Genomic DNA, 21,077 nt, shown 5'->3' on the forward strand with positions numbered 1-21,077 from the left:
GCAAGCTTCTGCTGAGCACCTTAAACACCAAAGGCGGTGCAAACTAACAATGCCATGTGTACCAAATCCCTATTATAAAACTTTGTTATGTTTGTTTTATGAGCCCGCCCAGAAAAACTCAACCCTAATACCACTTGGGTCGTAACACATTAAATGTTTTGCGGGTCCTGTTTTAACAAGCTCGGGACCAAACTCAATTTCGATTCCCGACGCCATAAATTGATCACGCAACTCATAGAGTTGCTTCTCAGTCTCTACGAGTAAAGCTAAGTGATGCAAACCAATATTCGTTTTTCTGTCAAATGGAGTGGCGGCATCAGCCTTAGCCGCCCATAGTGTAAGCATGATATGCCCATCACTCACAAATATTGCCGGGTAGCCTGGATTTCTTTTTACTTCACTCCAACCTAATTGTTCAGTGAAAAACTTCGCGCTTGCTTCTAGGTTAGATACGGTTAAACCTACGTGGTGTATGCCTTTTGTTAACACAGTCACTTTGTTTCCTTACTCGTTTTAATGGCTATCAAACAAAGATAACTCGATAAAAAGTAAGCATCAATACACATATATTGATTAACTTCGTCAATCTATTCGAATACGGTAATCCAACTGGAAACATAACATTGTAAACAAGAAACCCAATCTTGAACTAAAAATTAAACTTAGAGTTCATTCTTAAGTACTGTATTAATCAAATACATTAATAGCCATAATATTTAAGCCAGCCTATAGGGCATATCATTCCATTAAAGGTTTGAATGTTCTTATCCAAGCTAACGTCTTCCAATTTGTAACAGTGAACAACATTACTAGTCGAAGTAGATGCTGGTGTTGAATACGTTACAGGTTTAGAAGCGTTTGCTTTATGTATTTCATGTGCTCGCTGCTGGTCTATCGCCACTTGATTCTTATGATTGTTAACTTCTCGCAATCCAGATTCTAGGGGTAGGTGCCAATCCTTACATGTTGTTCCTAAACCATCATTCTGAGACTGATATTCTGATAACGCTACACGAGCTTCATTTACAGACTGATCGATATCGGACTGATCGACTAGCCAAGTAGAAAAAGAATAGTTAATGGCCTCTCGATAGGTTTGATAATACGTTTTCAGGTATAGGCTGTAGCTGGCTTTGCGTAGACTGGCAAGCGGTTAGAAGAAAAGGGACAGGGAGTAGTTTTAGAAAAAATTTTTGGTTCATTTTAATCTTAAAATTAATGCAATCTTTTTCATTATCATAATACAGGACGATTGAAGAAAGTAGCATTTCTATCAGTAAGGGAATGTGGCTAACGCACTGATAAGGTGTGAGCAAAGTGATATCAAAGCCCTCAACACACCTTAACTACGAATACTACCGCATAACAAAGATGCTATGCGGTAGCGGTAGTATTCAGGCTTGAACAGTTTGTCGCACGTTGCTCTCGCCTGACAGCACGGAAATTCTCTCAAAATCTCGACTCGGGAAGTCAGGGTCTACGTACACAAACATACGACTTATCATTTTTCCTTCAAACTCAAATACACTACAAAAACGCCCTGTGGAAACTTTGTTGTCCGGCCAAGAGGTACCATCACTCATTACGCCGCCTTCCTGTCCTTCAACAATGACCTTGTTTCCAGCAGTCGTTATTTGAAAGCCGTCTATGTCGTGCCAGATACTAATCAACGAGCTACCAATCCTATTGCCAAACTCCACTAAGGCACTCTTTCCTTTCGCTTGCCCAAATTTAGGAAAGAAAAAATCAACATCCTCTGAGAATAGATCCAGATAGCTAGGATCACCGGCATCTATTTTCTCGAAATACTTAACTACTAGCCCAACTAAATCGTCTTTTTCCATAATTATTTCACACCCATATTAGCTTTACGCACAACGCAGGGTTAAGTAGTAAGCGGAGCGACCACTCAACCTGAACGTTTGCATCTTAAACACCGAGTACATTTAAACTGAAATTGCCAAGAGTTGCGAATCTTATTGAAGTGCTTTGTTAGATGTAATCCGTTTAGCCTACGTATACTCCATTGAAGTACTCGACGCGTTCTAACGTCATTCTTAACTTACACTCTTCAATCTGGACACCTTGCCAGGGTGAGGGTGTGGAAGACAGGCCCGTAAATTCACATTCGGCGTCTCTGTATTTTAGCCAAGCTCTTTGGGCCTTTCGAAATGGCTCTACCAGTTCGGTCTGAGACCATGTTTTCCTTAGTGCTTTTTCTTCCTCACCTATTCTAGCGATTGCTTCCTTGTAACTTTCGTTAAGCTCTTTATCTGCAGATTCCATCTTCTTTTCTACACACTGATAACCAGCCATAACGCCCCCGCCTTTTACTTTGCAGGGATCTTCAACATCATCAGAAGCCAAGCAAGGTAAAGAAACCAACGCAAACATCATAAGTAATTTGTTCAAAATTGCCTCCAAGCTCCGAGTGCTTGTTAAACAGTTATCCGCTATTTTTCCTTTTTAATCATGCAGCTTTTTATCTGTGCCTTCAAAGATAAAATAGAAGGTTAGTGATTCTAGTGCCTAAACAGAAGGTAAAAGAGATTGATACACGGATTAAATGACGCCTTAATCTGAGTTACTTTTAGTGGGCGTTTTGTATCAATCTTTTCTGTGGAATCATTAGTTTGATGGCGACTGAGGACGTTAAGATGACTCCCATTGAATTTATTATCGCCCTGAAACACCTAGGTTGAATTAAGTGGTGACTATTCCCCTCCAATCATGAAGTTGGTTCAAAGGTAGGGCGATAAATGTTGCGATTCGTAATAAAAATTTATGCCAAGTGCAGTTCGCTATCGCGGCTTATATTGAGTTGGGCAATAACCTCTAATGATGTCTGAGTTTCGTAGCTTGTTGTGTTTTGTATTGCGCCCCGAAACCCTTTTACGCCACAATTTAAAGCTACTTGATTTGAGCCGGCTACGCATAAACTGAATCACGTCGGATTCATTCAAACCAAATTGAAATTCGATAGCCTCAAATGGGGTGCGGTCTTCCCATGCCATTTCTATTATTCTTGACTCAGTTTCCGAGGTCAGTTTCATTTCAAATAACCTATTTTAGAAAAGAGATTTCTACGACGGAAATTGAGTCTTGGTTCAAATGTTCTTATATGCGTGCTTAGTGTTTAGCGACATAACACCTACAAAAACTTCTCAATGAGGACTTCGTCTACGTATTTCCCACGAACTTTTGCATGCTTCTTCGCGGTCCCTACGATTTCGAAGCCTTGTTTGAGATAGGCTGATAACGCTCGCTCATTATCGCTGCGAACGTACGCAAATAGTTTTTCGTAACCCTTTTGTTTGGCTACTTCGAATGTCGATTTGAAAAGCTGTTTAGACACACCTTGGCCACGAGCACCGTCACTAACAAACGTACCAATTATGCCAACATGGTCAAAAGCTTTTGTATATTGTGCAAAGGGCTCGATATTTTGGAAACCAATGACTTGTGAGCTATTTTCGGATAAAGCGACTGTAAACACGCCCCGTTCTGGGAAATGAGTAATGAACTCTTTTTCTTCTTCAGGTGTGAAAGGCGTATCTAATACAGTGTATAAACCTTCAATAATGATGGGATTGAGGACGTTTGTAATGCCTTCAGCATCACCTAAAGTTACCTGACGTACAATTAAATTCATGCCACTTAGCTCCTATTAAAATTAGGGCTGCTTTGTACATGAGTTGGAGACTTGCGGCAACAAGTAACGTCATTAAGTCGTAAAGAATATACCTATTACACTTAAACGGCGGTTAATAGTGCTGATTGTTACTTTAGTATTTCTGATATATCACTTTTTAAGTGACGGCTTAACTTCTACAGAATATTTCCACATCACGATCCCGTTTTCTACAAGATCATAACTCGCGCTTTGACCCTCGGAGTTGAGCACAAATACCGGCATTTCCATCCTTGACGTAGAGCCATCTTGGTTGCATGACATGGTAGCTTCAAGCTGTATACTATTTTTGCTCGGTTCTGAAAGGGTCCCTAAGTACGTGCAGCCGTCGACAAAACTGGTTTTGCTTTTTCCTTTAGAGGATATTTCAAAAGTCGGAAAAATGAATGTTGATTGAGGCTCTGTTACTACCACATTGACTTGATAGTTCGTCGCTGAAAAAGCATTGAAATGAGCTCCAAGCATAAGTAAGAACAAGATTTTTGATTTCATAAACTCTTCTTTATTTCGATATTACTAGTTTGGTTACGGCGCTATTAACGTGACCACTTAATCTAAAACTTTACTGCGGAAGCATTAAAAAGGATACAAAGGTAGAGTAGTTGAATATGGTTAATCGGCCGTAAATAGTTTTATTAAGCGATCTTACATACCTAAAAGAGGTAAGTTCTTTCGCTTTTGATAGGTTAATGCTAATTCTAAACAGGTCTTGATTGAAGCTTCTGGCAAAGGTGCTGATAAAGATAGAATTATTGCTCGATTACCCTGAAACTCAAGTGAGTCACTATACAGTTCGCGGAATGTGTCGACGAGCTTAGTTTGGCAATTAAAGAACAGATAATAACGACTAGGCGTTTTCTGTTTCCAATCCATCCTTACCGGGCTACCTGTTTTCACACTGTAGCTTGGCTCTCCCCATTTTAGAGATTCTTCAACTTCTCCCAGTTTTAATTCAGAAGCGATAGTTAAGACGATATTTCGTAGCTCTTCTATCCGAATACGCACATGTTTTGGATACTCATCAAATCTTGCCTTCACTGCATGGTTCATTAGTATCTCCTATAAATAGCGCTGTTTTGGGGTGAAGCCCAAGCGTACTTTGGCTATGTAGCAATGACGTCATAATGTTATTAATCAATAAATCTAGCACATAGCCAAAATACTAAGCGTAAGGGTTTCCCTCGGTTACGTTTAGGATGCTCTGGGTGAAAACATGATGATTGACATGCCAAGCATAGCGACAGAAACCCCCACTATGTCCCAGAGCGTTGGTCGAACGCCGTCGATACACCACAACCATAGAATTGCGACAAAAATATAGACACCACCGTAAGCGGCATAAACTCTGCCAGTTGCGGTAGGATGTAAAGATAGAAGCCAAGCAAACATAGCAAGGCATAGCGCTGCTGGTACCAAAAGCCAAACTGACTTATCTTCCTTTAACCAGAGATAAGGTAAGTAGCAGCCTAATATTTCTGCAATGGCGGTTATAAAGAAAAGCCCAATGGTTTTGACTTCAGTCACTTAAAAATTCCTATCTTTCTCTACAAATATATGATGCTTGTTAAATGGGCAATTGTTCGGCTCATTACATTTCGCCCAGCTTAATCTTGGATTGAGCCTCACTCACGGTTTGTTTACCGAATAACAGATCCATCATCGAAATGATTCGTTTGTTGTCTTTACCCCATTTATCTGGATTCGCGCTGTTTGGTGCTTTAAATTCAACTTGTCCTACTTTTTCGTTATTTTTGTAGGCTTTGATCTGAGCATCAGCGATAAATGTTCTAAAATCCCAGCTCCAGCGTGATACGTAAGTAAGTGTTAGCTCAGAGCTAACAGGAGGCGTGCCGTCGCTTACGACTGTGCATTTATGGGCGGTATCCAAACACCAGTCTTGCATCGAATCTAAGAAAACATCTCGCGTGGCGTTGTCTTTTACGATGGTGATTTCCTTGCTCTGATTTTCTTTCGAGATTGTTTCTACCGTATACTTTGGTGCCGCACATGCAGCTAATAGAATAGGCAAGCTTAGAATGATGAGTTTTTTGTGCATCTTATGTCTCTTTTTTTTAAATTTATATATTCAAACAACTTCAAGATACTGAGTTCAACGAGAATAACTAACAAGCATGGCAACTGTTATTAACAAAACCTTTAGAGTAGAAGGGTTTGTTTCGGGAGTATGCCAATGTCTCGATGCAAAATAATTAGTAAGAGATTGCTATTGCGTTATGTTAACTCTTGAACTTATGTCCGTATCAATGTCCAGAATTCTTCGCATTGAAGTTTTTGAAGTTTTTGAAGTGCAATTCTAACGGAATTTTAAATTGCTGCATAATGCTCAATTAAGAGGAATAGGGGAGCTTATCGTTAAACATAACGTGTAGTGCTGTAAATTCGTCCCTAAGACTAAGCTAAAAGGGCCTAATGTTTTAAAATAGCTTCTTGTCTATTCTGTTGTGTGAGTTTTCAATGTTGTCTCATACTAGCCACTTAAAAGAGCGCTGTAAGAACTCGTCTGCATTATCAAGGACGATTTCACCGTGAGCCATAACCAATATATTAGGTTTCCAAGACAGCAATTTATTTAAGTGTTTTCGAGCCTCTTGTTTGCTAAACATAAAACTTAGGCGCCAATCCAAAGGCATTTTTCCATTCGGAGCAAGAATACCGGCCCCTTTAGCCACAAACCGCTGCCAGTAGTTAAAGTCCTGGCCAGAAAAATTCTCGACGAGGTCAGTAACAATTAAGGTCTTTGAAAGTCGATGATAAAACACACACTCTTCCATTAATGGAGAGCCAGAAAATAGTTCTTGTTCAACCTCAGAGTTCCAAGCATTACCGCCTTGGTTAAGTGAAGCGTGAAAGTGTATATCACGGCACTTCTTAATGACTTCATTTGTGCCATAAACTTCTGCGCTAGGATAGGCAGATACCCATTCAGATAAGAACAAGTGGTGTAAATGATTAGGAGCGATTAAGTATTTCACTTGGCCTAGATTGTTGATTTGCTCTCTAATCGAATTTGATAACTTAATTGGACTATGAATCCAAAGGCCACCATCAGAAAGCCTAACAATAGTCATACGAGTGGTGTATGGGAGTCCTAAGAATTGGACGGGATCTCCGTCAAATATCCATATCTCATGGGCTAACTTTTTCATGTCTCTCCAACCGTTAACACTGTATTAAGGCGGCATTTAAGTTACTCAAAAGCTGCCTTGTTGCACAATAAACGCTTCGCTAAGCGTAAACCAAAAATATTAGGTTTACCAAACCCTTATTGAGTGCAGCTGTACATCTTTGAGTATTTTTATACTGAACGCGCGTAAAGTAGTTTTAAGAGGATCATTTGACTTGATAGAACAAAACCCCGCTATTTTTGAGCAGGGTTTTGCAATTAGATAAAGGGGCTAACCGATGATGAAGAAGAAAATCGCGGTTGCAACAATACCAATCAACGCATAAGGAAACTGTGTGGTTGCGTGTTGCATTGCTGTACAGCCTGAACCTTGTGCAGATAACACGGTTGAGTCACTAAAGAAACAAGAGTGGCTCCCTGCCGCTGATGCTGAAAGCAGCGCTGCAACGGTTAAGTGTAGAGGCACACCAAGCTGTTCGCCCAAAGGTAGAACAATTGGCATCGCTACTGCAAACGTTCCCCAAGACGATGCCGTTGCAAATACCAACGCGCCCGTAATCATAAAGATAATCGCAGGGAAGTAAGACGCTGACAGGTAAGGGCTGACGGTCTCAATGACATACTGCGTGACGCCCAATGAGTCGTTGACCGATTTCAACATGAAACCACCAATAACGGTCGCAAGCGGCAGTAGCATAACTTTAATGCCATCATAAACAGCTTCGAACATGTCGTTCATCGAGATCAGTTTTTGTGCGCCGTAAAAGCTAATAGTAAAGATTAACGCGACGAAAACACCAGCAAGTAGATCGATACCAAAATACCAACTTGCGGCAACAAGTACGATCATTGGTAACAAGAAGTTGACAAGGCCCATGGTTGGGTTGGTATGTGCAGATACATCGGGACCAAAGTCGACATCTGTTGCACCGTCTGGACGAACTTGACCATTCTTCGCACGCTTTTCTGCCTTTTTCATCGCACCTAGATCTGGGATCTTTTCCATTGCAACCAGCAAAACAATCACCAGCGTTACCCAGCCGTAAGCCATGTATGGAATAGCTTCAATGTATGCTTTGATACCATCTCCCGCTTCTGCTACTCCGTTTGCTTCTAGCAACGAACTGAAGAAAATTGCCCAAGTGGAAATTGGTACGAGGATACAGATAGGCGCGGCGGTTGAATCCACAAGATATGAGAGCTTTTCACGCGAGATTTGGTAGCCGTCCGTAATTTTTTTCATTGAGGAAGAAATTGCAATCGCATTCAAATAATCGTCGATAAAGATCAGAATACCTAAAGCAAAGGTCATCAGCATCGATTGCTTACGGCTTTTTACTTTCGTGACCAGCATGTCGGAGAAGCTTAAGATACTGCCGCCTTTCTCCAAAATAGCAATTAGGCCGCCCATCAAACCACAAACGAGGATGATCCAAGCAATAGTTTCATCCATCATTACACTCATGGAAATATCAACAATCTGTTCCACCGCTTCAGTTGGGTTAAGCAGAAGAACACCGGCAATAGCGCCGCTAAAGAGGGCTTCCACAGTTCGGTGTGTTGTCAGCGCAAAGACCAATACCAACGCCGTTGGTAAAAGACTCATCCATCCGTAGGCTTCGCCTTCCTCATGGTTCAAACCGATTGTGGTAAAAAAGACAAACGTCGCAACCGAGATTAAAGAAACAATAATGTGTTGAGAGTTGATTTTAAGAGGCGCATCCAGCGCCTTGGTCTGCGTAGTCATAAAGTTCATTTCCTTTGTTTATGCCGAGTGCAACATCCAGTCGATTTCCAATGGAGTAATCGCTCGCTCAAATTCTGCGAGTTCACTCTGTTTGCAAGCTAGATACAAATCGATAAAATCTCTTGAGATGTATTGAGCTAGCTCACTGTGCTCCAGTCGCTCTAGAGCTTCTGACATACGCAGAGGTAACTCAATTGCATCATCACTGAGAGTCGGTGGACATTGATCTTTGGTGTAGCTTTCACTCGCTAATACTGCGGAAAGTACTACTGCAGCGAGAATGTATGGGTTAACGTCAGCGCCTGCTATACGATGCTCTATACGGCGATTTTTGCTATCGCTGATAGGCACACGCAACGCAACACCGCGGTGGTTTTCTCCCCAATCGGCTTTGGTCGGGACGTAAGCGCCAGGAACAAAGCGACGGTAAGAGTTAACGTTAGGACAGATTAGGGCCATGGCATCGGATGTTTGTGACAGCATCGCTGCCATGGTTTGATAGAAGAAGGCGCTCGCTTGACCGTCTGATTGGCTAAAGTGGTTGTTACCATCTGTATCAACCAAGCTGAGATGAATGTGCATGCCATTACCCGCTTGCTCACTAAAAGGTTTCGCCATAAATGTGGCGTCAAATCCGTGCTGATGAGCGACCTGGCGAATCAAGCGTTTTGCGATGATGATTTCATCACATGCTCGAAGTACATCTTTAGAATGGTTGAAGTTGATTTCGAACTGCCCTGGGGCCGATTCAGATAGGGCTCCGGAAGTGTTTAAACCTTGTTCTAATGCAATTCGATTAAGGTCGGCCAAGAAATCAGCGTAGTCATCTAGTCCATCAAGGTCGTAAACCTCGGTATCTTTTTCTCGAGTTTTTTTCGTGGGGTTAATTGCCGTTAATGGTTCGCCATTTTCGCCGCGGGTTTTGTCTATTAAATAGAACTCCAGCTCGAGCGCGACACAAGGATATTGGTCTTTAGCATGCAGTGTTTGCAATATAGAAGCGAGAATGTTTCGGATGAACAGTGGGTTAGGGTGCTGCCCGGTTTCATCCATCATACTAAGCAGTAGCTGACCAACTTGTTCTTTTGCCGTCGGCATTAAGGTGCCGCTGATTGGATAGCAGAGATTATCTGGTTCTCCGAGATCTTCTCCCAACCCGGCCGTTTCAACGACGTTACCTTTGGTATCTAGGGTGATGGTCGAAAGGGGGAGGGCAACACCTTTATTCAGTTTTTCTAGAGCATCTATCGGGATGCGTTTTCCTCTTGGGGTGGCATTTATATCGGTAAAGATGAGATCGATAAATTCAATATCGGGCCATTTTTGTTTAAAATTTTGTACTTCCTGTAGATACGATTCCATTTTCTTCTCCAAATAGCCTGACGAGTAGAAATTAGAAATAACCAAATTAACAAATAAATTACAGCACTCTGAACGAGTTGTTTGTTTTTCAGGTTATTTTTAATTTAAACATGCACTTACACTGTGCTTTTGATGTTTAACGGCTGGTTTTTATGTCTTTCTGTTAACTATTTTGTAACAGTTGGTTTTGTTTTGTTCAATATAATGAGCATAAATATTCAGTTTTGAAGCCTAAAAAGTGCGCCAGATCACGTTGTGACGATAATAATGGTCATCTGTGTTGATAATTTTGTACATGGTTTGTAGGGTTTGTGTTAAATAAATTGAACACGGACATATCATGGCAGATACACACAAACCCATCATTGGTGTGGTTAGCTGCGCTAAAGAGTTGGGTGGCTATCAGATACAAGCGGTCAACGACTTTTACCTTCGCGCCATAAAGGATTTTGGAGGACTACCGATTATGTTGGCTCCCGACATGTCGGTCGATGACGTAACCACCATCCTAGACATATGTGATGGTTTTCTTTTTCCTGGCAGCCACTCTAACGTTGCGCCACATCGATACAATGCAACGCACGAAGAGAGCTACAAAGATGAAGCTCGTGATGAGCTCTCATTCACGTTAATTCGTCATGCGGTTGACCAAAACATTCCGTGCCTTGGTATTTGCCGCGGCTTTCAAGAGATGAATGTCGCACTTGGTGGCTCGTTAAACCCAGCCGTTCATGACTCCGGCTTCAATGACCATCGTGAAGCGCCTGTTGAAGATTTCGAACAAAAATACGCGCCAGCACACGCTGTGCTAGTTCAAAAGCAGAGCTTATTTGAACAATGGCTGGCGCAAAATCATTGGGAAAATACCACCTTCTTTGAAGTGAACACACTACACAACCAAGGCGTCGATCAGCTTGCTCCTCTATTACAAGTAGAAGCTAAAGCCCCGGATGGCTTGGTAGAAGCATTTAGTCTTCCTAATCAAAAATTTTTCGTTGGCGTGCAGTGGCACCCAGAATGGGAAGCAAAAACCAATCATTTCTCTCAAATTTTGTTCAATGAATTTATGATGGCTACCTCTCGTTAAACGTTTGGAGCTGTATGAATGGACAATCAAGAGATTGGTAAAAATATTGTTCAGTTACGAAAAAAACATGGATTGTCACAAAGGGAACTAGCCGAGCGCGCTGGTATTACCCACAGTGCAATCTCATCCATTGAAAATGGCAAAGTGAGCCCGTCGGTCAGCTCACTACAAAAAATCGTTAATGTATTTTCTTTATCGTTATCAGAGTTTTTCACTTTTGAACAACCTTCGAACGATGAAGTGAAAGTAGTCATCAAGCCGTCAGATCTTGTGGAAATCGGGAGCGAGACGGTGTCCATGAAACTGGTAACGAATGGTGACAAAGATCAAGTCATCGGATTCTTGATCGAGGAATACGCACCTTATGGAACCACTGGTGCGGCAGAAATCAAACACGAAGGCGAAGAGATTGGCACCGTATTAGAGGGTGAAATCACTCTGGAATATAAAGGGCAATCTCATGTCATAACAGCGGGCGAGTCGTACATTATTGATACGACGAAGCCCCATCGATTTACAAATCACACAGACAAGGCTTGTCGAATGATAAGTGCGCATACGCCAACCACATTTTAGTGGGGGCTTGCCTTGTGTGATCACAAGGAGAGCGTATGAAAACCCAAGAGCAATGGATTGAACTAAAAAACAATCTAAACATCGAAAACAGGGCGTACATTAACGGTGAATACAGTGCCGCTTTAACAGGGCAAACCATCCCGGTAGTTAACCCAGCAACAGATGAGATATTCACCGAAATCGCCCGTTGCCAAAATGAAGATGTTGATCTCGCGGTTTCATACGCTCGCCAAGCATTTCAATCCGGTCAGTGGAGCGAGAGCAGCCCAGCTCATCGCAAAGCAGTGCTTAAACAGTTTGCTGACTTGATTGATCAAAACCAAGAAGAATTGGCTCTGCTAGAAACGCTTGATACCGGTAAGCCTATTTCTCACAGCTTCTCTACCGATATTCCTGGTGCGGCGAGTGCATTACGCTGGTACGCAGAAGCAATCGACAAAGTATACGGCGAAGTTGCCCCAACCGAAAAAGATGTACACGCTTTTATTTCTCATCAACCAATTGGTGTGGTTGCTGCGGTTGTACCGTGGAACTTCCCACTTTGGCTTGCGTGCTGGAAGCTTGGCCCTGCTTTAGCGGCTGGTAATAGCGTGATTCTAAAACCGTCAGAAAAATCTTCTCTCACCGCGATATTCCTAGGTCAACTTGCTTCTCAAGCGGGCTTACCAACAGGCGTTTTCCAAGTCGTTACGGGTTTTGGTCATGAAGCTGGCGACGCGCTGGCGAAACACCAAGACGTAGACTGCATCGCCTTCACAGGCTCGACGCGCATTGCAGGTCAACTGATGGTCAGATCGGGTGAGAGCAACCTAAAGCGTGTGTTTGCAGAAGCGGGCGGCAAGAACGCGAACATCGTGTTTGAAGATTGTGATGATTTAGACCGCGCAGCAGCAGACACCGCCGCAGGGTGTTTCTACAACCAAGGTGAGGTGTGCGTCGCGGCAACCCGCCTGCTTGTTCACGAAAGCATCAAAGATCAGTTTATAGAAAAAGTTATTCAAGCGTCGAAAGCGTTCACGCCAAAAGACCCAATGGACCCAAGTTCATCCATGGGTGCACTCATCGACCAAGATCATAAATCAAAAGTATTGGAATACATCTCGTTAGGTGAATCAGAAGGTGCAAACGTACGTTGTGGCGGTGATGTCGATGGGCAAGGTGCATTTGTTTCCCCAACCATTTTAGACAACGTCGACAACAAGATGCGTGTCGCCCAAGAGGAAATTTTTGGTCCGGTGCTGTGTGTCATTCCATTCAAAGACGAAGCGCAAGCAATCGAGATCGCTAACGATTCGAAGTACGGCTTAGGCGCGGCACTCTGGAGTAGCAATATCAACCGCGTTCATCGCGTAGCAAAACGACTGCAAGCCGGCTCGGTTTGGGTTAACAACTACAACGAAGGTGACATGACGGTTCCATTTGGTGGATTCAAAATGAGTGGAAACGGTCGAGACAAGTCTCTCCACGCGATTGAAAAATTCACCGAAACCAAAACCACTTGGATTCGCCTCCATCCTTAAGCCTGCTGACGATTACGATAAATAAAGGAATAGTTCTATGAACAAGCATACGGATTCGTTCTACGCGCACTCTGTGCCAAACATGCCGGAATACCCACAATTACAAGACAACATCGAGTGCGATGTGTGTGTAGTCGGTGCGGGATTCTCTGGTCTTTCTTCTGCACTGCACCTAGCGGAAAAAGGTTTTAAAGTTGTTGTGCTAGAAAGCGCAAAAGTGGGCTTTGGGGCAACTGGTCGTAACGGCGGCCAAATCGTTAATAGCTACAGCCGAGATGTTGACGTGATTGAAAGCCGTTACGACCAAAACCAAGCCAAAGCTCTGTGCGATATGATTTTTGAAGGCGGCGATATCATCCGTGGTCTGATCGACAAATACGACATCAACTGTGATTACAAGCAAGGTGGTTTGTTCACGGCACTGAATAGTAAACAACTCAAAGGGCTAGAAGAGCATAAGAAGAACTGGGAGCGTTACGGCAACGACCAACTGACTCTGCTTGACGCAGGAGAAGTAGAACAAGCGGTAGGGACCAAAGTGTACACTGGTGGCTTGTTGGATATGCGCGGTGGTCACATTCACCCGCTTAAACTCGCGTTAGGTGAAGCCGCTGCGTTTATTTCTCTGGGTGGTCAAATCTTTGAGCAGTCGGCAGTCGTTTCGATTGATAAAGGGATTAACCCAGTAGTGAAAACAGCGCAAGGCAGCGTGAAGAGCAAGTACGTGGTACTGGCAGGTAACGCCTACCTTGGTGGTTTGGCACCAAACATAAGCAACAAAGCGATCCCGTGCGGCACACAAGTGGTGGCGACTCAGCCTTTGAGTGATGAGCAGCTAAAACAAGTGCTGACCAGTGACTACTGCGTTGAGGACTGTAACTACCTGCTTGACTACTTCCGCTTAACTGCCGATAAGCGTTTGTTGTTCGGAGGTGGTGTGGTTTACGGCGCACGTGACCCAGAAAACATCGAAGCACTGATCCGTCCGAAGATGGAAAAAGTCTTCCCACAATTGAAAGGCATTAAGATCGATTACACCTGGACGGGTAACTTCTTGCTGACTTACTCACGCATGCCGCAATTTGGCTCGTTTGCAGACAACATTTACTACCTCCAAGGCTACAGCGGTCACGGTGTAACGTGTACTCATCTAGCAGGCAAGTTGTTGGCAGAAGCATTGACCGGACACGCTGAACGTTTCGATGCGTTTGCTGCACTGAAACATTACTCCTTCCCAGGTGGCCGCCACTTCCAAATTCCGTTTACGGCAATGGGTGCGGCTTACTACAACCTACGTGACAAACTGGCGATTTAAGAGATAAGGAATATCCAATGAGCAAAGTAGTGAAATTTGCAGCCCTTCAACTGACGAAAAGCTGGGATCTAGAAGACAACTTAACCAAAGCAAAAAAGGCGATTCGTGAAGCAGCACAAAACGGTGCGAACGTGATTCTTCCGCAAGAGCTGTTCGCTGCGCCTTACTTCTGCAAAAAACAAGAAGCAAAGTATTTCGAGCTTGCGGAAGAAACGGAGAATTGCCGTCTCATTAAAGAGATGAGCGCTCTGGCGAAAGAACTCGGCGTGGTTATTCCTGTTAGCTACTTTGAAAAAGCGGGCAACACGTTTTTTAACTCGCTAGTAATGATAGATGCCGATGGCACGGTACTAGATAACTACCGCAAGTCACACATTCCTGACGGTCCGGGCTACAGTGAAAAGTACTACTTTAGCCCTGGCGATACCGGTTTCAAAGTGTGGCAAACCAAGTTCGGTAAGTTCGGTGCTGGCATTTGCTGGGATCAATGGTTCCCAGAGCTAGCACGCAGTTTGGCTCTACACGGGGCTGAAGCGATTTTCTACCCAACTGCAATCGGTTCTGAGCCACAAGATCCAACGTTGGATTCACGTGACCACTGGCAACGTACAATGCAAGGTCACTCGGCAGCAAACCTCGTTCCAGTCATCGCGTCAAACCGAGTAGGTACTGAGGTCGATGACGGTATCGAGACCACGTTCTACGGTTCTTCTTTTATCACTGACCACACTGGCGCAAAAATTGCCGAAGCACCACGTGAAGGTGAAACCATCATTTACGCAGAAATCGACCTTGCTGCGACAGCGAAAGCGCGTCACGCATGGGGCTTGTTCCGCGACCGTCGTCCAGACCTTTACACCAGCGTTGGCAAACTAGCCGTTTAAAGAGGCATTTAAATGAAGTTATCGACAACACCAGCGCAAGATGGCTTCTATTTTCCGGCTGAGTTTCAGCCGGTTAGTGAAGTTTGGCTAGCGTGGCCTGAAAGGAAAGACAACTGGCGTGATGACGCGTTACCCGCGCAAGAGACTTTCGCCAGAATCGCGAACTTAATCGCGGAAGTGACCAAGGTGTGCGTGGCGGTATGCTCGCACAACTTTGACCGAGCGCGTCAAATGCTCCACTCAGACGTACGTTTGGTGGAAATCCCATTTAACGATGCGTGGATGCGCGATATTGGACCGACCGTGCTCGTGAATCAGGCGGGTGAGCGCCGTGGGATTAGTTGGCAATTTAACGCGTGGGGCGGCGAGTACAACGGGCTTTACGATAACTGGCAGCAGGACGATCTTGTCGCTGGCTCGGTATGCGACATCATCGGTATTGATCATTACCGTGCTCCGTTTGTACTTGAAGGAGGGGCGATTCACACCGATGGTGAAGGCACCCTTTACACCACAGAAGAGTGCTTACTCAGTCCGGGGCGAAATCCGCAATTGAGCAAAGCGCAAATCGAAGAGCAGTTAAAGGCGTATCTCGGTATCGAAAAAGTCATTTGGTTGCCAAATGGTTTATTCAATGACGAAACAGACGGCCATGTTGACAACCTGATGCACGTGATCGCACCGGGTAAGGTGGTACTGAGTTGGACCGATGACTCAAGTGACCCGCAATACGCGTTATCTCGTCAAGCAGAGCAAGTGCTGAAATCGCAGCACGATGCGAAAGGACGCGAGATTGAAATTGTCCGTTTGCCATTACCGGGTCCGTTGCATTACAGCGAGCGCGAAGCCAATGGCATTGACGCCAGTTCAGGAATGAGTCGACAAGCTGGCGAACGCCTAAGTGCCTCTTATGCGAACTTTCTTATCGTCAACGAGCATGTGTTCTTGCCGATGCTGGACGAAGAGACCGACGCTATGGCGATCGATATTTTGCAAAACGCGATGCCGGAATACCAAATCATCGCGATACCGTCGAGAGAGGTTCTACTCGGCGGAGGGAACATTCACTGTATTACGCAGCAGATCCCTGCTTAAACATAAACTCGCCGCTGGCTTAGCGGCGATGATGAGTTGTCAAAAGGAATGACCATGCAACAGATACAAAACCAAAGCCTTGTTTCGTTTATGGTAGCGAATCCACAACAGGGCATTGCAGTGACTAATCCGGCGACCGGAGAACTCCTCGGGTACGCACCAGTCTCAACCGAAAACGACATTTTAAATGGCATTGAACGTGCCAGTGTGGCGCAGAAAGAGTGGGCGGCACTGCCAGCAAAAATGCGTGCTGGCATGCTCAATCGTTGGTTCCAACTTCTGTTAGAAAACAAAGCCGACCTTGGCCGTTTGATGACGTTAGAGCAAGGTAAGCCGCTAGCGGAAGCTCAAGGTGAAGTGCTTTACGGTGCGAGCTTTATCGAATGGTTTGCTGAAGAAGCGAAACGTACCTACGGTGAGACGATTCCTGCCCCAAGTGCAGACAAGCGTTTGGTGACCATCAAACAGCCAATTGGTGTCGCCTGTGCGATTACACCGTGGAACTTCCCAATTGCGATGATCACGCGCAAAGCAGGGCCAGCTTTAGCGGCCGGTTGTAGCTTTGTCGTAAAACCATCTGAATCTACGCCGCTGTCTGCGTTTGCGGTCGCAGAGCTTGCCTATCAAGCGGGTATCCCTCGCGATGTGCTGCAAGTGGTTCTGGGTGAAAATTCACGTCAGGTAGGCGCTATTTTCACTTCGCATCCGTTGATTCGTAAGTTGTCTTTCACTGGCTCTACCCAAGTTGGTAGTGTGCTGATGCAGCAAAGCGCGGCGGACATTAAACGTACCTCAATGGAGCTCGGTGGCAACGCGCCGTTTATCGTATTCGATGATGCCGACATTGATGCAGCCGTGGCGGGTGCGATGGCGTCGAAGTTCCGTAACGCAGGCCAAACGTGTGTTTGTGCGAACCGTTTCTATGTACACAGCAAAGTGTATGACGAATTCGTTGCTAAGTTTGACGCTGCGGTTCAGCAGCTCAAAGTTGGTAACGGATTGGAAGAGGGGGTCAACATTGGTCCAGTGATCAGCGAGTCAGCGAAGCAAGGCATTCAAGCGTTGATCGATGGTGCTATCGAGCAAGGCGCGAAGCCGGTTTCAGAGCTTAAAAAGCTCGATGGTCTATTTATGCAGCCAGTGGTTCTCAAAGACGTTACTCACGACATGAAGATTGTTTCCGAGGAAATCTTTGGCCCTGTCGCGCCAGTGATTCGTTTTGACAGCGACGAACAGCTAGTCGAAATGGCGAACGACACCATCTATGGCCTCGCGTCGTACTTCTACAGCCAAAACATTCACCGTGTTTGGAAAATCGCAGAAGCGCTCGAATACGGCATGGTCGGCATTAACGAAGGCATGATCTCTACTGAAGTCGCTCCTTTCGGTGGTGTTAAGCAGTCAGGCATCGGACGCGAAGGAGCAAAACAAGGTATCGATGAATACATGGACGTGAAATATCTCTGCTTTGGCGGCAAATAATTAAGGACAAAACAATGACAAACCAACAACTACACGAAAGAAGAAGCCAAGTTATCGCTCAAGGCATGGGCGCACTGTACCCACTTTACGTCGAGAAAGCAGAAAACGCTTACGTATGGGATATCGAAGGCAACAAATACATCGACTTTGCAGCGGGCATTGCGGTGACCAATACCGGGCACTCTCATAAGCGCATCAGTGAAGCGGTCAAAGCTCAGTTGGATAACTTTTCGCATACCTGTGCTATGGTTACGCCGTATGCGTCATTCGTTGAGCTGGCAGAAAAGTTGACAGAACTTGCACCGGGTGAGACTAAGAAGAAAGCGATCTTTCTAACCACTGGCGCCGAGGCGGTCGAAAACGCAGTGAAAGTAGCGCGCGCTCATACTGGTCGTAGCGGCGTGATAGCGTTTAAAGGCGGCTTTCACGGTCGCACAAATATGACGATGGGGTTAACTGGTAAAGTTGCGCCATATAAAGCAGGCTTTGGTCCTTTCCCGAATGAAATCTATCACGCGCCGTACCCAAATGCGTTCCACGGCATCAGCGTTGAGCAAAGCTTACAAGCAATCGACGATCTATTTGCTTGCGATATCGAACCTTCACGCGTTGCGGCGATCATCTTCGAGCCAGTACAAGGTGAGGGCGGCTTCTACAAAGCACCTGAAGCGTTTGCACAAGGCTTACGTCAACTGTGTGATAAGCACGGTATTATGCTGATTGCCGATGAAATCCAAACAGGGTTTGCTCGTACCGGTAAAATGTTTGCCACAGAATACCTAGGCATTGAACCCGATCTAATGACAATGGCGAAAGGCATTGCTGGTGGTTTCCCAATCTCAGCGGTAGTTGGGAAAGCGGATGTGATGGACTCTGCGCTGCCGGGTGGTTTAGGTGGCACTTACGCGGGCTCTCCACTTGGTTGTGTTGCTGGTCTTGAAGTGCTGAAAATCATCGAGGAAGAAGATTTGTGTGCTAAAGCGATTGGCATCGGTGAAGTGGTCAATGCACGTATGACCAAACTGCAACAATCTGTGCCTGCTATTGGTGAAATCCGTACTACGGGTGCGATGATGGCGATTGAATTTACTGACCCAGAATCAGGTAAGCCGCTACAAGAGATGACCAAATCGGTGATTTCTAAAGCGCAAGAAAACGGCCTTATCCTGCTTTCTTGTGGAGTAAAAGCGAACGTGATTCGTCTGTTACCTCCACTGACCATCGAATCTGACGTGCTAAATGAAGGCCTAGATAAGTTGGAAAAAGTGATTCTTGAAGTGGCGTAATTCACGCGCTTTTAAATAGCAATAACAAATCAAGGAAGCGGTTGGCATCAATCGTTTCCTTTTTGTTTTTTAGCGTATCTGCTGCCTATCTAAAGAGCATTGCTCAAGCTACGGATGACTTAATAATTGTGCTCGTTCTTACTTTCCACTTAGTCGCTACTTTGTTCTCCTCGAATGTGGGTTGGTGCTCACACTCTAAATCCCGACATCTGAAAGCCACTTGAGTCTATAATTTTATTGAGCGTCATTCCTCACTTTTTGGACTATAAAAATGAGATAGTATTCATATCCCACTTAGGTTGCTTGTCAGATTAGCAGGACGAACTTTGATAACAAAGAATACAAGGTATGCCATTTTACTCGGCTTAGTTCCCATCGCCATATTTGTAGTGGCCTTTCATTCGATAACCAACTTTTACGTCAACTCGGTAAAAGCGTCGAAAATAGATGCTTACGTAGATTATTTTAATCAAAGGTCTGCCTATTTGGACGGAGCAATAGTGAAGCAGATTGCTCAGTTAGATTTTACTTGTAGTGATAGTGATGTAAGAACTTTACGCGACTCACGTTTTTATAACCGTTACATTCGTTTTATTGCGATGACCACAGAAGGCGGAAAAACGTGTTCCACGGTTGGTAGTGAAGTGTCTCGCCCATCTAGTAGTGAACGATTTCAGATGGATGAGAACTTTTTCGCATCACTTATTTTGCCGCAACAGAATGACCAAATAGAGTGGATGGTCATTTATGATAATGAACACGTTGAAGTTTTCTGGGTGCTTGATAACAGTTGGGTTAACGAGGTAATAAAAACGCCTTGCAAAGACTGCCTATTTGTAGAGTTTAAGTATGATGAACCAATATTTGGTGATTTAACGATAAGCCGTGGCAAAGCGAATATTGCAGGAGAAGAAAGCGCACTCTCAAAAGAGTTTTTCTTTTCAGGAGAGTCTCAAGCCAACATGCTCATCAAGATATACAGCGGTGAAAAACTTAAAAATTATGCTCAGGAAAGAGTACTTTTGTGGGGCGGTCTTGTAAGTGTGCTTGCTGGTCTTGTGACTGCCTTTGCATACATATCTGGTAAAAGCTTGAGAAAATCCATTACAGGTCTAATTGAAAATGGGATTAGTAATGCAGAATTTATTCCTTACTACCAGGCGATTGTCGATAGTCGCGATGGTAAGACAGTAGGATATGAAGCTCTGATTCGATGGTCGCGGCGTGATGGAATGGTGCCACCAAATATGTTTATTGGTGCTGCAGAAGAAAGTGGCCTGATTATCCCGATGACCAATCAGCTTATTCGTAAAATCATACAAGACTTAAGTGACTTACCCGAGCATACGTGGGTCAGCATCAATATTGTTTCCTCCCATTTAGAGTCAGGTGTATTAACGAAGTTACTGTCGGAGTTAAATTGGCCAATCTCTAATAGAATTCATTTTGAATTGACCGAGAGAATACCAGTAAAAGACACTGAGGCCGCGAAAAAAGAGATTTTGTATTTAACGAATAAAGGCTACAAGTTCAAAATTGACGATTTTGGTACCGGATATGGTGGCTTTTCTTACCTACAAGATTTGGGCATCCGGTGTGTAAAAGTGGATAAAATGTTCATTGATCCAATAGGATCTGACGACCAAAAATTGAAAGTGCTGGACTCAATTGTGTCTGCAGCGAACAAAGCGGAATGTGAGATGATTGCAGAAGGTGTAGAGAGCCAGGCTCAAGTCGAATATCTGGCTCAGCATGCGATTTACCTTATTCAAGGTTATGTTTACGCTAAACCAGAGCCCCTGACTAACCTTGCAAGCGCTTAACAGCCATAATGTCAAAACGTACCGTTTTAAAGGTGTCAGTTGCCTAGGTTAGCGCTGATTTCTG

At 44.4% G+C, this 21,077-nt stretch carries 21 protein-coding genes; 9 read left to right on the forward strand and 12 right to left on the reverse strand.

The features are described from left to right. Window positions 1–96: 96 nt before the first annotated feature. The 12 genes from R7P80_RS05615 to R7P80_RS05670 form a co-directional block, all read right to left on the reverse strand. Entirely contained in the window at window positions 97–495 is a 399-nt protein-coding gene (locus tag R7P80_RS05615; protein ID WP_005377827.1) for a VOC family protein, read from the reverse strand. Between the two features lie 899 nt (window positions 496–1,394). After that, a complete protein-coding gene (locus R7P80_RS05620; RefSeq protein WP_005377826.1) occupies window positions 1,395–1,844 on the reverse strand; it encodes a nuclear transport factor 2 family protein in 450 nt (149 codons plus the stop codon). 163 nt (window positions 1,845–2,007) lie between these two features. Next, complete coding sequence (locus tag R7P80_RS05625; protein WP_065274430.1) at window positions 2,008–2,397, reverse strand: lysozyme inhibitor LprI family protein; 390 nt, start codon at window positions 2,395–2,397, stop codon at window positions 2,008–2,010. A gap of 404 nt (window positions 2,398–2,801) precedes the next feature. Beyond that, window positions 2,802–3,053: a TIGR03643 family protein gene (locus R7P80_RS05630; protein WP_005377824.1), complete on the reverse strand. Its 252-nt coding sequence runs from the start codon at window positions 3,051–3,053 to the stop codon at window positions 2,802–2,804. Window positions 3,054–3,151: 98 nt separating this feature from the next. Continuing rightward, the gene (locus tag R7P80_RS05635; protein WP_017633971.1) at window positions 3,152–3,652 is read right to left on the reverse strand and encodes a GNAT family N-acetyltransferase; all 501 of its coding nucleotides are present in this window, start codon (window positions 3,650–3,652) and stop codon (window positions 3,152–3,154) included. Between the two features lie 150 nt (window positions 3,653–3,802). Further along, on the reverse strand, window positions 3,803–4,183 hold the full coding sequence (locus R7P80_RS05640; protein WP_138939935.1) for a hypothetical protein: 381 nt from the start codon (window positions 4,181–4,183) through the stop codon (window positions 3,803–3,805). 153 nt (window positions 4,184–4,336) lie between these two features. Beyond that, window positions 4,337–4,741 carry a DUF1801 domain-containing protein gene (locus R7P80_RS05645; protein ID WP_017633973.1) on the reverse strand — a complete coding sequence of 135 codons (405 nt, stop codon included), beginning with the start codon at window positions 4,739–4,741 and terminating at the stop codon, window positions 4,337–4,339. 141 nt (window positions 4,742–4,882) lie between these two features. Continuing rightward, window positions 4,883–5,215, reverse strand: coding sequence for a YnfA family protein (locus tag R7P80_RS05650; RefSeq protein WP_005377819.1), 333 nt, complete (start codon window positions 5,213–5,215; stop codon window positions 4,883–4,885). Window positions 5,216–5,279: 64 nt separating this feature from the next. Further along, the gene (locus R7P80_RS05655; protein ID WP_005385757.1) at window positions 5,280–5,747 is read right to left on the reverse strand and encodes an Sbal_3080 family lipoprotein; all 468 of its coding nucleotides are present in this window, start codon (window positions 5,745–5,747) and stop codon (window positions 5,280–5,282) included. A 427-nt stretch (window positions 5,748–6,174) separates the two neighbouring features. Further along, a complete protein-coding gene (locus R7P80_RS05660) occupies window positions 6,175–6,858 on the reverse strand; it encodes a DUF4336 domain-containing protein (protein WP_206953257.1) in 684 nt (227 codons plus the stop codon). Window positions 6,859–7,107: 249 nt separating this feature from the next. Continuing rightward, window positions 7,108–8,583 (reverse strand): Na+/H+ antiporter NhaC family protein, encoded by a 1,476-nt coding sequence (locus R7P80_RS05665; protein ID WP_206953259.1) that lies wholly within the window; start codon window positions 8,581–8,583, stop codon window positions 7,108–7,110. Window positions 8,584–8,601: 18 nt separating this feature from the next. After that, window positions 8,602–9,945 (reverse strand): glutamine synthetase family protein, encoded by a 1,344-nt coding sequence (locus tag R7P80_RS05670; protein ID WP_005377815.1) that lies wholly within the window; start codon window positions 9,943–9,945, stop codon window positions 8,602–8,604. A gap of 340 nt (window positions 9,946–10,285) precedes the next feature. Between R7P80_RS05670 and R7P80_RS05675 the strand changes: the two genes are divergently transcribed. The 9 genes from R7P80_RS05675 to R7P80_RS05715 all read left to right on the forward strand — a co-directional run bounded on the left by R7P80_RS05675 (window position 10,286) and on the right by R7P80_RS05715 (window position 21,013). Then, entirely contained in the window at window positions 10,286–11,032 is a 747-nt protein-coding gene (locus R7P80_RS05675; RefSeq protein ID WP_042522527.1) for a gamma-glutamyl-gamma-aminobutyrate hydrolase family protein, read from the forward strand. An 18-nt stretch (window positions 11,033–11,050) separates the two neighbouring features. Beyond that, window positions 11,051–11,608, forward strand: a complete 558-nt coding sequence (puuR, locus tag R7P80_RS05680; RefSeq protein WP_005377813.1) for an HTH-type transcriptional regulator PuuR — start codon at window positions 11,051–11,053, stop codon at window positions 11,606–11,608. A 35-nt stretch (window positions 11,609–11,643) separates the two neighbouring features. After that, window positions 11,644–13,128, forward strand: a complete 1,485-nt coding sequence (locus R7P80_RS05685; protein ID WP_225491439.1) for an aldehyde dehydrogenase — start codon at window positions 11,644–11,646, stop codon at window positions 13,126–13,128. A 37-nt stretch (window positions 13,129–13,165) separates the two neighbouring features. After that, on the forward strand, window positions 13,166–14,443 hold the full coding sequence (locus R7P80_RS05690; RefSeq protein ID WP_005385750.1) for an NAD(P)/FAD-dependent oxidoreductase: 1,278 nt from the start codon (window positions 13,166–13,168) through the stop codon (window positions 14,441–14,443). Between the two features lie 17 nt (window positions 14,444–14,460). Then, window positions 14,461–15,327 carry an N-carbamoylputrescine amidase gene (gene aguB, locus R7P80_RS05695; RefSeq protein WP_158156255.1) on the forward strand — a complete coding sequence of 289 codons (867 nt, stop codon included), beginning with the start codon at window positions 14,461–14,463 and terminating at the stop codon, window positions 15,325–15,327. Window positions 15,328–15,339: 12 nt separating this feature from the next. Next, entirely contained in the window at window positions 15,340–16,422 is a 1,083-nt protein-coding gene (gene aguA, locus R7P80_RS05700) for an agmatine deiminase (RefSeq protein WP_065274435.1), read from the forward strand. A gap of 54 nt (window positions 16,423–16,476) precedes the next feature. Next, complete coding sequence (locus tag R7P80_RS05705; protein WP_225491438.1) at window positions 16,477–17,904, forward strand: NAD-dependent succinate-semialdehyde dehydrogenase; 1,428 nt, start codon at window positions 16,477–16,479, stop codon at window positions 17,902–17,904. A 14-nt stretch (window positions 17,905–17,918) separates the two neighbouring features. After that, window positions 17,919–19,190 carry a 4-aminobutyrate--2-oxoglutarate transaminase gene (gene gabT / locus R7P80_RS05710; RefSeq protein WP_086046703.1) on the forward strand — a complete coding sequence of 424 codons (1,272 nt, stop codon included), beginning with the start codon at window positions 17,919–17,921 and terminating at the stop codon, window positions 19,188–19,190. Window positions 19,191–19,516: 326 nt separating this feature from the next. Further along, complete coding sequence (locus R7P80_RS05715) at window positions 19,517–21,013, forward strand: EAL domain-containing protein (protein WP_318096696.1); 1,497 nt, start codon at window positions 19,517–19,519, stop codon at window positions 21,011–21,013. Window positions 21,014–21,077: the final 64 nt, after the last annotated feature.

Origin of the sequence: Vibrio sp. 2092 (assembly GCF_033339635.1) — a bacterium.
Taxonomy (GTDB): domain Bacteria; phylum Pseudomonadota; class Gammaproteobacteria; order Enterobacterales; family Vibrionaceae; genus Vibrio; species Vibrio alginolyticus.

What these genes read in the sequence shown, in the direction of transcription:
- R7P80_RS05620 (WP_005377826.1), bottom strand. Translation starts at nt 1,844, where the DNA reads ATGGAAAAAGACGATTTAGTTGGGCTAGTAGTTAAGTATTTCGAGAAA.
- gabT (WP_086046703.1), top strand. Translation starts at nt 17,919, where the DNA reads ATGACAAACCAACAACTACACGAAAGAAGAAGCCAAGTTATCGCTCAA.
- R7P80_RS05630 (WP_005377824.1), bottom strand. Translation starts at nt 3,053, where the DNA reads ATGAAACTGACCTCGGAAACTGAGTCAAGAATAATAGAAATGGCATGG.
- R7P80_RS05655 (WP_005385757.1), bottom strand. Translation starts at nt 5,747, where the DNA reads ATGCACAAAAAACTCATCATTCTAAGCTTGCCTATTCTATTAGCTGCA.
- R7P80_RS05685 (WP_225491439.1), top strand. Translation starts at nt 11,644, where the DNA reads ATGAAAACCCAAGAGCAATGGATTGAACTAAAAAACAATCTAAACATC.
- R7P80_RS05690 (WP_005385750.1), top strand. Translation starts at nt 13,166, where the DNA reads ATGAACAAGCATACGGATTCGTTCTACGCGCACTCTGTGCCAAACATG.
- R7P80_RS05675 (WP_042522527.1), top strand. Translation starts at nt 10,286, where the DNA reads ATGGCAGATACACACAAACCCATCATTGGTGTGGTTAGCTGCGCTAAA.
- aguA (WP_065274435.1), top strand. Translation starts at nt 15,340, where the DNA reads ATGAAGTTATCGACAACACCAGCGCAAGATGGCTTCTATTTTCCGGCT.
- puuR (WP_005377813.1), top strand. Translation starts at nt 11,051, where the DNA reads ATGGACAATCAAGAGATTGGTAAAAATATTGTTCAGTTACGAAAAAAA.
- R7P80_RS05640 (WP_138939935.1), bottom strand. Translation starts at nt 4,183, where the DNA reads ATGAAATCAAAAATCTTGTTCTTACTTATGCTTGGAGCTCATTTCAAT.
- aguB (WP_158156255.1), top strand. Translation starts at nt 14,461, where the DNA reads ATGAGCAAAGTAGTGAAATTTGCAGCCCTTCAACTGACGAAAAGCTGG.
- R7P80_RS05625 (WP_065274430.1), bottom strand. Translation starts at nt 2,397, where the DNA reads ATGATGTTTGCGTTGGTTTCTTTACCTTGCTTGGCTTCTGATGATGTT.
- R7P80_RS05705 (WP_225491438.1), top strand. Translation starts at nt 16,477, where the DNA reads ATGCAACAGATACAAAACCAAAGCCTTGTTTCGTTTATGGTAGCGAAT.
- R7P80_RS05665 (WP_206953259.1), bottom strand. Translation starts at nt 8,583, where the DNA reads ATGACTACGCAGACCAAGGCGCTGGATGCGCCTCTTAAAATCAACTCT.
- R7P80_RS05670 (WP_005377815.1), bottom strand. Translation starts at nt 9,945, where the DNA reads ATGGAATCGTATCTACAGGAAGTACAAAATTTTAAACAAAAATGGCCC.
- R7P80_RS05645 (WP_017633973.1), bottom strand. Translation starts at nt 4,741, where the DNA reads ATGAACCATGCAGTGAAGGCAAGATTTGATGAGTATCCAAAACATGTG.
- R7P80_RS05660 (WP_206953257.1), bottom strand. Translation starts at nt 6,858, where the DNA reads ATGAAAAAGTTAGCCCATGAGATATGGATATTTGACGGAGATCCCGTC.
- R7P80_RS05635 (WP_017633971.1), bottom strand. Translation starts at nt 3,652, where the DNA reads ATGAATTTAATTGTACGTCAGGTAACTTTAGGTGATGCTGAAGGCATT.